The following is a 12,869-nucleotide window of genomic DNA, read 5'->3' as shown; positions in this document are numbered from 1 at the left end:
CGGCGTGGTGGAAAATCGGGTATGAACAGCGGCGGCGGGCCCTTATCGGGGCCGGGCGCGTGCGTTCCAGCCCGTGCGTGGGGAGAGCGGATCGTCCCCTCGGCCGAAGCGCCGTTTCGCCCGCCGCGCTTCGCCGGCGCTCCCGCCTCTTTCGCGTCTGCTCAGGCCGCGTGTTCGACGATCAGCTGCACGCGCGTGACGCCGTTCCAGGTGTCGGCCGAGAGCCGGTAGGCGACCGTCGCGCGCGCCGGCAGCGGCTCGGTGTGGTTGAACCAGATCGCGCCGAAGCGCTGGCGGCCGCGCGTCAGCTGCAGCTTCAGGTGCTTGTCCTTGACGAGCGCCTGCGAGGCGACCTCGAACTCGCCCGAGAACAGCGGGGCCGGAAAGCCCTGCCCCCAGACGGCCGCGTCGATCAGCTCGACGAACTGCGGCGTGAAATAGGCGTCCTCGAGGTCGCCGTCGGTTTCGACCACGCGCGCGAGCGCGTCGGCGGACAGCCATTCGCGCGCCACCGCCTCGAACGCGGCCGCGAAGCGCGGCACCTTGTGCGTTTCGAGCGTGACGCCGGCCGCCATCGCGTGGCCGCCGAACGTGACGAGCAGGTCCGGCTCGCGCTTCGAGACGAGGTCGAGCGCGTCGCGCAGATGGAAGCCCGGGATCGAGCGGCCCGAGCCCTTCACGCGCGCGCCGCTGTCGTCGGCGTGCGCGAACGTGAACGACGGCCGGTGGAACTTCTCCTTGAGCCGACCCGCTACGATGCCGATCACGCCCTGGTGCCAGTCGGGATTGAACAGCGTGATGGTGGCCGCCTCGGCCGGATCGACGCCGGCCAGGTCGGCCAGCGCCTGCTGCTGCATGCCGGCCTCGATCTCGCGGCGCTCGCGGTTCATGGTGTCGAGTTGCTGCGCCAGATCCCAGGCGCGGCCGGCGTCGTCGGTGGTCAGGCATTCGATGCCGAGCGACATGTCCGAGAGCCGGCCCGCCGCGTTCAGGCGCGGCCCGAGGCCGAAGCCGAGGTCGAACCCCGAGGCGGTGCGCGCCTCGCGCGCGGCGGCGCGGAACAGCGCGGCGATGCCGGGCTGCATGCGGCCGTTGCGGATCCGCTGCAGGCCCTGCGCGACCAGCACGCGGTTGTTGCCGTCGAGGCGCACCACGTCGGCCACGGTGCCGAGCGCGACCAGGTCGAGCAGGCCGTCGAGGCGCGGCTCGGGGCGTGAGGCGTCGAACGCGTTGCGGCGGCGCAGCTCGGCGCGCAGCGCGAGCAGCACGTAGAACATCACGCCGACGCCGGCGATGTGCTTGCTCGGGAACGTGCAGCCGGGCTGGTTCGGGTTGACGATCGCGCGTGCGGCCGGCAGCGTGCTGCCGGGCAGGTGGTGGTCGGTCACCAGCACGTCGATGCCGAGCGCGTTGGCGGCGGCCACGCCGTCGACGCTGGCGATGCCGTTGTCGACCGTGATCAGCAGTTCGGGCTTGCGCGCCGCGGCGAGCTTGACGATCTCGGGCGTGAGGCCGTAGCCGTACTCGAAGCGGTTCGGCACCAGATAGTCGATCGTCGCGCCGAGCATGCGCAGCCCGCGCACCGCTACCGCGCAGGCGGTCGCGCCGTCGCAGTCGTAGTCGGCCACCACCAGCATCCGCTTGCCGGCGGCGAGCGCGTCGGCCAGCAGCGCGGCGGCGTCGTCGCAACCCTTCAGGCCGCCGGGCGGCACGAGCCGCGCGAGCGTGGTCTCGATGTCCTCGGGGCAGGTGACGCCGCGCGCCGCGTAGAGGCGGGCGAGCACGGGATGCAGGCCGTGGCGCGCGAGCGCTTCGGCGTCGGCGGGAGAGGCGCGGCGGGTGACGATTCGGGTCATGCGATGTGGTTATTCGAACAGGGAGGCGAGCGCGCGGCGCCGCCAGAATTTGCGGAGCTCGCCGCGCGTCACGACGAGCGTGGTCGAGCCGGTGTCGCCGCAGAGCGTGAGCGAGAGTTCGCGCAGTTCGCCCGTGCGCAGCGCGTCGAGCGCGGGCGCGAACCAGTCGCGCTCGAGCGCGTCGAGCGCCGCGCGCCAGCCGTACCAGTCCTGCTGGATGAACGGCACGGTGAGCGGGTCGAGCTCGATCAGCGTGGCGCGTTCGTCGTCGCCGGCGGTGCCGGACGCATCGAGCGCGCCGAACGCGGCCGGCGGCGCGGCGGCCGGCACGCGCGCCGCGAGCGCGAGCCCGCGCGTCGCGCAGGCGCTCGACAGCACGCGCGCGAACGGGCTCGTGACGGGCCGCAGCGTGCCCTGCCCGTGGAACCAGATCGAGTTCGCGCTGAACTGGCCGCGCGCTTCGCGGGCCTCGTTGACGGGGTGTCCGAACCAGGCCATCTGCACCTCGTTCTGCAGTTTCATCCAGAGCCGCGAGCGTTCGCCCGTCTTCGCCTCATGCGGCAGCCAGATCTCGATGTTGCGGCCGCTCGCGCGCAGCGGCGCGGCGCCGGCCAGCGCCGCGAGCGCCTCGCTCGACAGATACCAGCGGCGCGGGTCCGGCGCCTGCAGCCGTACCCCGAGTTCCTCGACGAGCGGGCGCGCGATCGCGAGCAGCGTCGCCGCCTCGGCCTCGGGCAGTTCCAGCGAGGTCGGGTCTATCAGCACCAGATGGTCGGTCGCGATCTGCACGTGGACCGGCTGCACGCAGGCCCACGGCGTGTCGCCGGGCGTGCCGCCGTCGGCGAGCAGCATGTAGGGAGCGAGCGGCGCCTCGTCGGCCGCGTGGCCGTCGATCGCGCCGAAGCGCGCCGCGAGCCAGCGCTCGTGCGGCAGCGTGCGCTGGAAATCCTCGCCCGGCATCCGCTCGACGAGGCGCGCGCGGGCCAACAGCGCGGCCAGCGCGGGGCTCGCCAGATCGCGCAGCGAGGTGGCCGCGTCGGCGGCGGACGGCAGGGCGAACGGCAGCAGGAAATGGAGGCGACGGGGGGGAGGGTGGGCACGCATGATGGTGCGCATTGTAGGCCAAACGGCTGGTTCGGGCGGCTCCGATCGCGCGCCGCGCATCCACGGCGCGGCACCGGAGGACAGGCGGGAACGGCCGCCGGTCGCGGCGCGGCGGCGCGCTGCCCGGCCCGACATCCGGCCTGACGTCCGGTCTTCTGTCCGGCGTATCGGCGCGCGTCCGATGCGCCTCGCCGACCCGGCGCTTTTTCAGGGATGGTTAAGCAATGTGTGGCAAACTTCGCGCGTGATCGGTGATGCCGCGTGCCGGTGCCGCCCCGGCGCATCGCCGCGTGCCGGAACGCGCCGCCGGCCTTCCGCGGCCGCCGCAACCAGTGAAAAGGACCCGCTTGAAACTCCCGTATGAATGGCAGATCGGCTGGCGCTATACGCGTGCCGGCAAACGCACGACCGGCAACGGTTTCATCTCGTTCATCGCGGCCGTGTCGATGCTCGGCATCGCGCTCGGCGTCGCGGCGCTGATCGTCGTGCTGTCGGTGATGAACGGCTTCCAGACCCAGGTGCGCGACCGCATGCTGTCGGTGCTCGCGCACGTCGAGATCTTCTCGCCGACCGGCTCGATGCCGGACTGGCAGCTGACCGCCAGCGAAGCGCGCCGCAATCCCGAGGTGATCGGCAGCGCGCCCTACGTCGAGGCACAGGCGTTGCTGACGCGCCAGGACGCCGTGAGTGGCGTGCTGCTGCGCGGCGTCGAGCCCACGCTCGAACCGCAGGTGTCGGACGTCGGCAAGGACATGCGGGCCGGTTCGCTCGCGGCGCTGCAGCCGGGCGGCTTCGGCATCGTGCTCGGCACCGCGCTCGCCAGCAATCTCGGCGTGACGGTCGGCGACAAGGTCACGCTGGTCGCGCCCGAAGGCACCATCACGCCGGCCGGCATGCTGCCGCGCCTGAAGCAGTTCACGGTGGTGGGCATATTCGAGTCGGGGCATTACGAATACGACAGCACGCTCGCGATGATCGACATCCAGGACGCGCAGACGCTGTTCCGCCTGCCCGCGCCGACCGGTGTGCGGCTGCGCCTGAAGGACATGCAGCGCGCGCCGCAGGTGGCGGTGGAGCTCTCGCATTCGCTGTCGGGCGAGCTCTACATCCGCGACTGGACCCAGCAGAACAAGACCTGGTTCTCGGCCGTGAAGATCGAGAAGCGCATGATGTTCATCATCCTGACGCTGATCATCGCGGTGGCCGCGTTCAATCTCGTCTCGTCGCTGGTGATGACGGTCACCAACAAGCAGGCCGACATCGCGATCCTGCGCACGCTCGGCGCGCAGCCGGGTTCGATCATGAAGATCTTCGTGGTGCAGGGCGTGACGGTGGGCTTCATCGGCACGCTCTCGGGCGTCGCGCTCGGCAGCCTGATCGCCTGGAGCATCCCGTGGCTGATCCCGATGGTCGAGCATGCGTTCGGCGTGCAGTTCCTGCCGCCGTCGGTCTACTTCATCAGCGAGCTGCCGTCGGAACTCGTCGCGGGCGACGTGATCCGGATCGGCGTGATCGCGTTCGCGCTGTCGGCCGTGGCCACGCTCTATCCGAGCTGGCGCGCCGCGAAGGTGCGTCCGGCCGAGGCGCTGCGCTATGAATGACCGAATCGTGGAACAGGCAATGAACCAGAACAACCATCGGCCCGGCGCGCGCGAAGTCGTGCTCGAGGCAAGCGGCATCACCAAGTCGTTCGGCCAGGGCGGGCTCGACGTGCGCGTGCTGGCGAGCGCCTCGGTCACCGTGCATCGCGGCGAGAAGCTCGCGATCGTGGGCGCCTCGGGCTCCGGCAAGAGCACGCTGCTGCACGTGCTGGGCGGGCTCGACGAGCCGGGCACGGGCGAGGTGTCGCTGCTCGGCAAGCCGTTCACGCGACTCGCCGAGCGCGAGCGCAACGAGCTGCGCAATCGCGCGCTCGGCTTCGTCTATCAGTTCCATCATCTGCTGCCGGAATTCTCGGCGCTCGACAACGTCGCGATGCCGTTGCGGATCCGCCGGTTGACCACGGCCGAGGCGCGTCATCACGCGCAGGACATGCTCGAGCGCGTGGGCCTCGGCCATCGCGCGAAGCATCGTCCCGGTGAACTGTCTGGCGGCGAGCGGCAGCGCGTGGCGGTGGCGCGCGCGCTCGTCACGAAGCCGGCCTGCGTGCTGGCCGACGAGCCGACCGGCAACCTCGACGGCAGCACCGCCGATCACGTGTTCAACCTGATGCTCGAACTGTCGCGCACGCTCGACACGAGCTTCGTGATCGTCACGCACGATCCGGAGCTGGCGGCGCGCTGCGACCGCATCCTGCGGCTGCGCGACGGCGTGCTGCACGAGGAGCCGGCCGTGCCGGCCTGAGGCCATGTGGATCGATACGCACTGCCATCTCGACGCCGGTGAATTCGACGCCGACCGCGACGCGGTGGCGGGCGCGGCGCGGGCGGCGGGCGTGTCGGGCATCGTGATCCCGAGCGTCGGGCGCGGCAATTTCGAGGTGGTGCGCGAACTCGCGCATCGCACCGCTGGCGGCAGCTACGCGCTCGGCATCCATCCGCTGTTCACGCCCGCCGCGCGCGACGAGGATCTCGACCGGCTGCGTATGGAGATCGAGGCGAGCCTCGACGATCCGCGCTTCGTCGCGATCGGCGAGATCGGCCTCGATTACTTCGTCGACGGGCTCGACAATCCGCGCCAGGAACATTTCTATTACGAGCAGCTGAAGCTCGCGCGCGAGTTCGACCTGCCGGTGCTCTGCCATGTGCGCAAGTCGCAGGACCGCGTGCTGGCCGGGCTGCGCCGCTTCGGCGTGCAGCGCGGCATCGCGCACGCGTTCAACGGCAGCTTCCAGCAGGCCGAGGCGTTCATCGCGCACGGGCTGCATCTCGGCTTCGGCGGCAACGTGACGTTCGAGCGCGCGCGGCAGATCCGGCGGCTCGCGGAACAGCTGCCGCTGGAGGCGCTGGTGATGGAGACCGATGCGCCCGACATCGCTCCCGAGTGGCGCTACAAGCAGCGCAACACGCCCGATCAGGTGCCGCGCATCGGCGAGACGATCGCCGCGCTGCGCGGCAGCGAGGCCGAGGCGATCGCGCGCGCGACCTCGGCGAACGCGCATGCGGCGCTGCCGCGTCTGGGCGGCGTGCCGGACTGAGTGCGGCGCGCGGTGTAGGGCGCTTGCCGGGCTGTTCCTGCTTTCTTCCTCCTCCTCCCTGATTCTTCCTGTTTCGCGCGTTGCGTCGTTGCACGCTTGCGCGATGCGGCGGCGCCGCCGCACTACGCTGTCGATCGCTATCCCGTTCGGCTAGCGCGTGGGCGATGCCGGCCCTGCGCGTTCGATCGTCTGCATAATGGTTCGCACGATGCGTCGCCGTCGCGGCGCGCGGGACGGGAGGCGCGATGCGGGAAGGCTGGTTCGCGTTCGCGCTCGGCGTCGTGCTGTTGCAGCGGCAGGCCGTGCTGCCGGATGCGTTCGGGATGACGGCCGTGGCGGCGGCCTGCGCGGTGCTGGCCGCCGCGTCGTGGCGCTGGCGGCGCGCCGCAGGCCGGCGCACGATGCGGTGGGCCGCAGGTGCGGCGATGCTGGTGCTCGCGGTGCTGGTCGGGTTCACGTATGCCGCCGTGCGCGCGCACTGGCGGCTCGCCGATTCGCTGCCGCTCGAATGGGAGCGGCGCGACATCGTCGTGACCGGCGTCGTGCATGGCCTGCCGGCGCGCGATGAAACGGGCCTGCGCTTCCTGCTTGACGTCGACGGCAACGATGCCGGGCTCGCGCGGTTTCCGGCGCGGCTGCGCCTGTCGTGGATCGCGCGCGGCCGGCAGCCGGCGCCGCCCGTGATGCGGCCCGGCGAGCGCTGGCGCCTGACGGTGCGGCTGAAGCGTCCGCACGGCTACGCAAACCAGGGCGGGCGCGACGCGGAGGCGGGCTGGCTCGCGAACGGCATCCGTGCGCTCGGCTATGTGTCGGCGCCTCGTCTCGCGACGCGCCTCGATACACGGTTGCATATGGGGCTACATACGCCGCGCGCGGCCGTCGACCGGCTGCGCTTCGCGCTGCGCGAGCGGATCCGCGCGGTGCTCGGCGGCGCGCCGCATGCGGGGATCGTCATCGCGCTCGCGATCGGCGCGCAGGACGACATCCCCGACGCCGACTGGCAAGTGCTGCGCGCCACCGGCACGAGCCATCTGGTCGCGATCTCGGGGCTGCACATCAGCCTCGTCGGCGGGCTCGCGGGCTGGTTCGCGGCGGCGCTGTGGCGGCGCGCCTCGTTGCGCGGCCGCGCGTTGCCGCTGGTGTTGCCGGCGCAGTACGCGGGGGCCTGCGTGGCCGTCTGCGCGGCGGGAGCCTATGCCGCGCTCGCCGGGTTCAACGTGCCGGCGCAGCGCGCGTGGTGGATGCTGACGGCGGCCTGCGTCGCCTATTTGAGCGGACGGACCATCGCGCCGTCCACCACGCTCGCGTTCGCGCTAGGCTGCGTGCTGATCGCGGACCCGTGGGCCGTCCTCGCGCCGGGCCTCTGGCTGTCGTTCGGCGCGGTGGGGGTGATCCTGTTCGCGGTGTCGGGGCGGCGGGTGCGACGGGCACGCCGCGGCGAGTCCGATCTCGACGACATCGGCGAAGCGTCGCTGCACGCAAGGGCGGCCAAGGGTGCAAGGCGTGCTGCGAGGGCGGCTGGAACGGCGAATGTGGCGACGCGGCCGGCAGCACCGACACCGGCCGCGTCGCGCGCCCGTCCGGCGTCGGCCACTGCCATGCGGGCCGGGACGCGCGCGCTGTTCGAACGCCTGCGCCGCGCCGGCCATCGCCTCGTCGAGGGCGCGCGCGTCCAGTATGCGGTGACGCTCGGGCTCGCGCCGTTGACGGTCGTCTGGTTCGGCCAGATTCCGCTCGGCGGCGCGCCGGCGAACGCCATCGCGATCCCCTGGGTGAGTTCGCTCGTCACGCCGCTGGTGCTGATCGGCATGATCCTGCCGGCGCCGCTCGACGCGTTGGCGTTCCATGCCGCGCGGGCGCTGCTCGCCGTGCTGTTCGCCGGTTTTGACGCGGCCGGCATGGACGGGCGCACGATGCTGTGGATGCCGGCGCCGGGCTGGCCCGCGCTCGCGGCGGCCTGCGTCGGCGCGGGCTGGGCGCTGATGCCGCGCGGCTGGCCGCTGCGCTGCGCGGCGCCGCTGGCCTGTTTGCCGTTCGTGCTGCCGCCGTCGCAGGCGCCGCCGCCCGGCGCGTTCCGGCTGACCCTGCTCGACGTCGGGCAGGGCCTGTCCGCGGTGGTCGAGACCGCGCGTCACGTACTCGTGTTCGATGCCGGCCCCGGCGCCGAGTCGACGCACGCGGGCGAGCGCGTGGTCGTGCCATACCTGCGCTCGCGCGGCATCCGCATGCTCGATACGCTGATGATCAGCCATCCGGACGCCGATCACGCCGGCGGCGCGGTCGCCGTGCTCGAGGCGCTGCGGGTGCGCCAGCTGACCGGCGGCCTGCCGCGCGACAACGGCCTGTGGCGGCTCGCGCGCGAACGCGGCGTGCGCGACCGTCTGGTCTGCGCGGCCGGGCAGCGCTGGCGCTGGGACGGCGTCACGTTCGCGGTGCTGTGGCCGCGCGGCGGCCCGCGGTCGGGGCCGTCGAACGCGCAGTCCTGCGTGTTGCGCGTCTCGGCCGGCGGCCAGGCGGCGCTCTTGACCGGCGACATCGAGCGCGGCGCCGAGCGGGCGCTGCTGGCCGGCGCTCGCGCGAATCTCTCGGCCGACGTGCTGGTGGTGCCGCACCACGGCAGCCGGACCTCGTCGTCGGAGCCGTTCGTCGACGCGGTCGCGCCCCGCAGCGCGTGGTTCCCGCTCGGCTACGCGAACCCGTTCGGGCATCCGCATCCGACCGTCTGGGCGCGCTTCGTCGCGCGCGGCATCCCGCTCGCGCGCAGCGACCGCGACGGCGAGGTCAGCACGATGCTCGGCGAGACCGGCATGGAGGGGAAGGCAGGCGGCGAACTGCGCATCGAGCGCTATCGAACCACGCATCGCCGTTACTGGATGGAACGCTGACGCGCCGCGCGGGCCGCGACGGCACCCGAGTAGAGGGAACCGTCGAAGCGTCCGCCGCGGCGGCGAAGCGATATAAATCAATCGCTTATCCGGTCGTTTCGAAAACCGGGCATGGGATCCGGCGCGAATCGGCGGCCCATGCGGCGACCGGGCCGCCGGGACGCGCTATGCTCGCTGGCAACGGCGCGTGCGGCCCCACGCGCACGGCCACGGAAACAGGAGACCCCGCCGTCTTGAAGGACATCCTCCATTTCTCGCACGCGAACGGCTTTCCCGCGTCGACCTACCGGACGCTGTTCGCCGAACTCGCCGATCACTACGAGATCCGCCATCTCGAACGGATCGGCCATGACCGCCGCTATCCGGTGACGCGCGACTGGCCGCATCTGGTCGAGGAACTGCTCGCCGAGGTCGGCCGCCAGTACACGCGTCCGGTCTGGCTGGTCGGCCATTCGCTCGGCGGTTACCTGTCGCTGATGGCGGCGCTGAAGAAGCCGCAGTGGGTGAAGGGCGTGGTGATGCTCGATTCGCCGGTGATCGCGGGCTGGCGCAGCAGCCTGCTGCGCGTGAGCCAGTGGACGGGGCTCGACGAACGGCTTTCGCCGGCCGCCGCCACGCGCACGCGGCGCACCCACTGGCCGAGCCGCGACGCCGCCTGGAAGCACTTCCACGAGAAGCCGGCCTTCGCGCGCTGGGACGAACGCATGCTGGCCGACTACATCGACTACGGCATTCCGCAGGTCGATCCGTCGGGCGAGCGGCGCCTCGCGTTCGAGCGCGACATCGAATACATGATCTACCGGACCCTGCCGCATACGCTCGGCGCGCGGCTCGCCCACGGCGCGCCGGTGCCGGTCGGATTCCTGGCCGGCACGCGGTCGCGCGAAGTACGGCAGGTCGGCCTCGACGCCACGCGCCGCGTCACGCACGGCCGCATCGAATGGCTCGAAGGCTCGCATCTGTTCCCGATGGAGCGGCCGATCGAGACGGTCCGCGCCCTGCAGCGGATGCTGAATACGCTGCGCACGGCCCAAGGCGGCGCGTGAGCCGCGCGCGGTGACGCGGACCTGGCGCGTGGAGGTGCATGGAGGCGGCCGGCATCGACCGGCCGCGCCTCGACTCCCGCGAGGCGCCTGGGCAGTGTCTGCCCGGACACGGCCGAGCCGGCAAGATACCGGCGCGGCGCGCGGCAGATCGGTGCCGCCACCACCGCGCCGGCAGGCCGCCCGGCGCCCCGCGCGACGCATTCGGCGCCGCGCCGGCGGTGCGTGTGGATAGGGTGGGATCGACCTACAATTGATGAGGGATGGGCGGCCTTTACGGTATAATCCGTTTTTCCCGCGAGCATCCAGCGATGACCAAATATGTTTTCGTCACCGGCGGCGTAGTGTCTTCACTCGGCAAGGGTATTGCCGCCGCTTCTCTCGCCGCGATCCTCGAATCGCGCGGTCTCAAAGTCACCCTCCTCAAGCTCGATCCGTACATCAATGTCGACCCCGGCACGATGAGCCCGTTCCAGCACGGCGAAGTGTTCGTGACGGAAGACGGCGCGGAGACGGACCTCGACCTCGGCCACTATGAGCGCTTCATCAGCACGAAGATGCGCAAGGCCAACAACTTCACGACCGGTCAGATCTACGAGTCGGTGATCCGCAAGGAGCGCCGTGGCGACTACCTGGGCAAGACGGTCCAGGTGATTCCGCACATCACGAACGAGATCCAGGCGTTCATCGAGCGCGGCGCCGCGTCGGCGACCTGCGGCGAGCCCGACGTGGCGATCGTCGAGATCGGCGGCACGGTCGGCGACATCGAATCGCTGCCGTTCCTCGAGGCCGCGCGCCAGATGAGCCTGCGCATGGGCCGCAACAGCGCCTGCTTCGTACACCTGACGCTGGTGCCGTACATCGCCACCGCCGGCGAACTGAAGACCAAGCCGACCCAGCACAGCGTGCAGAAGCTGCGCGAGATCGGCATCCTGCCGCACGTGCTGCTGTGCCGTGCGGACCGCCGCATCCCCGACGACGAATCGAAGAAGATCTCGCTGTTCTCGAACGTGCCCGAAGACGCCGTGATCTCGGTGTGGGACGTCGACAGCATCTACAAGATTCCGCAGATGCTGCACGACCAGGGCCTCGACAAGATCATCTGCGAAGAGCTGAAGCTCTCGCCGAAGGACGCCGACCTGAGCATGTGGGCGGGCCTCGTCGACAAGCTCGAGAATCCGCGCCACGAAGTGACGATTGGCATGGTCGGCAAGTACGTCGAGCTGACCGAATCGTACAAGTCGCTGATCGAAGCCCTGCGCCACGCGTCGATCCACACCTCGACGAAGGTCAACATCCAGTATCTCGACTCCGAGGAGATCGAGGCGAACGGCGTCGACAGCCTCAAGCATCTCGACGCGGTGCTGGTGCCGGGCGGCTTCGGCCGGCGCGGCACGGAAGGCAAGATCGCGGCGATCCGCCATGCGCGCGAGGCGAAGGTGCCGTACCTCGGCATCTGCCTCGGCATGCAGCTCGCGGTGATCGAATTCGCGCGCGACGTGGTCGGCCTGGCCGACGCGAACAGCACCGAGTTCGATCCGAACACGCCGAACCGCGTGGTCGCGCTGATCACCGAGTGGTACGACCGCGAAGGCAAGGTCGAGAAGCGCACCGAGGAGTCGGACCTGGGCGGCACCATGCGGCTCGGTTCGCAGCGCTGCCCGATCAAGGCCGGCACCCTCGCGCAGGAAATCTACGGCACCGACGTCAACGAGCGTCACCGCCACCGCTACGAAGTGAACAACCGCTTCGTGCCGCAGCTGGAAGCGGGCGGCCTCGTGATCAGCGCGCGCACGCCGAGCGAGGATCTGCCGGAAATGATGGAACTGCCGCGCTCGATGCACCCGTGGTTCGTCGGCGTGCAGTTCCACCCGGAATTCACGTCCACGCCGCGTGACGGCCATCCCCTCTTCAAGTCGTTCGTCGAAGCCGCGCTGGCTGGCCAGCAGGCGCGTGCCGGAGTGAAAGCATGAAACTGGGCGATTTCGAAGTCGGCCTCGACCGGCCGTTCTTCCTGATCGCCGGCACCTGCGTGGTCGAATCGGAGCAGATGACGATCGACACGGCGGGCCGGCTCAAGGAAATCTGCGCGAAGCTGAACGTGCCGTTCATCTACAAGTCGTCCTACGACAAGGCGAACCGCAGCTCCGGCAAGTCGTTCCGCGGGCTCGGCATGGACGAGGGGCTGCGCATCCTGTCCGAGGTCAAGCGCCAGCTCGGCCTGCCGGTGCTGACCGACGTCCACGCGATCGAGGAGATCGACGCGGTCGCGTCGGTCGTCGACGTGCTGCAGACGCCGGCCTTCCTGTGCCGCCAGACCGATTTCATCCAGGCCTGCGCGCGCTCGGGCAAGCCCGTCAACATCAAGAAGGGCCAGTTCCTCGCGCCGCACGACATGAAGAACGTGATCGACAAGGCCCGTGACGCGGCGCGCGAAGCGGGGCTCTCGGAAGACCGCTTCTTCGCCTGCGAGCGCGGCGTTTCGTTCGGCTACAACAATCTCGTGTCGGACATGCGGTCGCTCGCGATCATGCGCGAGACGGGCGCGCCGGTGGTGTTCGACGCAACCCATTCGGTGCAGCTGCCGGGCGGGCAGGGCACCAGCTCGGGCGGCCAGCGCGAATTCGTGCCGGTGCTTGCGCGCGCGGCGGTGGCCACGGGCGTGGCCGGGCTGTTCATGGAGACCCACCCGAATCCGGCCGAAGCGAAGTCCGACGGCCCGAACGCGGTGCCGCTCAATCGCATGGCCGCGCTGCTCGAGACGCTCGTCACGCTCGACGCGGCCGTCAAGCGCACGCCGTTCCTGGAAAACGATTTCAACTAATGCATGAACTTGGCGGCGAGT

The 12,869-nt window shown here is 70.8% G+C and carries 9 protein-coding genes; 7 read left to right on the top strand and 2 right to left on the bottom strand.

What is annotated here, in order from left to right:
* Positions 1-161: 161 nt before the first annotated feature.
* A complete protein-coding gene (gene recJ, locus bpln_RS12790; protein ID WP_042625473.1) occupies positions 162-1,856 on the bottom strand; it encodes a single-stranded-DNA-specific exonuclease RecJ in 1,695 nt (564 codons plus the stop codon).
* A 9-nt stretch (positions 1,857-1,865) separates the two neighbouring features.
* Entirely contained in the window at positions 1,866-2,972 is a 1,107-nt protein-coding gene (locus tag bpln_RS12785; protein WP_055138986.1) for a hypothetical protein, read from the bottom strand.
* A 335-nt stretch (positions 2,973-3,307) separates the two neighbouring features.
* On the opposite strand from bpln_RS12785, the gene bpln_RS12780 reads away from it, so the two are divergent.
* From bpln_RS12780 to kdsA, 7 genes are all read left to right on the top strand, one after another.
* Entirely contained in the window at positions 3,308-4,561 is a 1,254-nt protein-coding gene (locus tag bpln_RS12780; RefSeq protein ID WP_042625471.1) for a lipoprotein-releasing ABC transporter permease subunit, read from the top strand.
* The gene (lolD, locus tag bpln_RS12775) at positions 4,554-5,303 is read left to right on the top strand and encodes a lipoprotein-releasing ABC transporter ATP-binding protein LolD (RefSeq protein ID WP_042625470.1); all 750 of its coding nucleotides are present in this window, start codon (positions 4,554-4,556) and stop codon (positions 5,301-5,303) included. Before bpln_RS12780 ends, lolD begins: the two co-directional genes overlap by 8 nt.
* 4 nt (positions 5,304-5,307) lie before the next feature.
* Positions 5,308-6,096 carry a TatD family hydrolase gene (locus tag bpln_RS12770; protein WP_042625469.1) on the top strand — a complete coding sequence of 263 codons (789 nt, stop codon included), beginning with the start codon at positions 5,308-5,310 and terminating at the stop codon, positions 6,094-6,096.
* Positions 6,097-6,341: 245 nt separating this feature from the next.
* Entirely contained in the window at positions 6,342-8,981 is a 2,640-nt protein-coding gene (locus bpln_RS12765; RefSeq protein ID WP_055138985.1) for a DNA internalization-related competence protein ComEC/Rec2, read from the top strand.
* 233 nt (positions 8,982-9,214) lie between these two features.
* Entirely contained in the window at positions 9,215-10,027 is an 813-nt protein-coding gene (locus tag bpln_RS12760) for an alpha/beta fold hydrolase (RefSeq protein ID WP_042625467.1), read from the top strand.
* 308 nt (positions 10,028-10,335) lie between these two features.
* Positions 10,336-11,997, top strand: coding sequence for a CTP synthase (locus tag bpln_RS12755; RefSeq protein WP_055138984.1), 1,662 nt, complete (start codon positions 10,336-10,338; stop codon positions 11,995-11,997).
* A complete protein-coding gene (gene kdsA, locus bpln_RS12750) occupies positions 11,994-12,848 on the top strand; it encodes a 3-deoxy-8-phosphooctulonate synthase (protein WP_055138983.1) in 855 nt (284 codons plus the stop codon). The genes bpln_RS12755 and kdsA overlap by 4 nt, the downstream gene beginning before the upstream one ends.
* Positions 12,849-12,869 lie beyond the last annotated feature (21 nt).

The sequence above is a fragment of the Burkholderia plantarii genome (genome assembly GCF_001411805.1).
GTDB lineage: Bacteria > Pseudomonadota > Gammaproteobacteria > Burkholderiales > Burkholderiaceae > Burkholderia > Burkholderia plantarii.
Note: the sequence above shows the minus strand (reverse complement) of the source record. Positions and strands in the feature narration are given on the sequence as shown.

What these genes read in the sequence shown, in the direction of transcription:
- bpln_RS12765 (WP_055138985.1), top strand. Translation starts at nt 6,342, where the DNA reads ATGCGGGAAGGCTGGTTCGCGTTCGCGCTCGGCGTCGTGCTGTTGCAG.
- lolD (WP_042625470.1), top strand. Translation starts at nt 4,554, where the DNA reads ATGAATGACCGAATCGTGGAACAGGCAATGAACCAGAACAACCATCGG.
- bpln_RS12755 (WP_055138984.1), top strand. Translation starts at nt 10,336, where the DNA reads ATGACCAAATATGTTTTCGTCACCGGCGGCGTAGTGTCTTCACTCGGC.
- kdsA (WP_055138983.1), top strand. Translation starts at nt 11,994, where the DNA reads ATGAAACTGGGCGATTTCGAAGTCGGCCTCGACCGGCCGTTCTTCCTG.
- bpln_RS12770 (WP_042625469.1), top strand. Translation starts at nt 5,308, where the DNA reads ATGTGGATCGATACGCACTGCCATCTCGACGCCGGTGAATTCGACGCC.
- recJ (WP_042625473.1), bottom strand. Translation starts at nt 1,856, where the DNA reads ATGACCCGAATCGTCACCCGCCGCGCCTCTCCCGCCGACGCCGAAGCG.
- bpln_RS12785 (WP_055138986.1), bottom strand. Translation starts at nt 2,972, where the DNA reads ATGCGCACCATCATGCGTGCCCACCCTCCCCCCCGTCGCCTCCATTTC.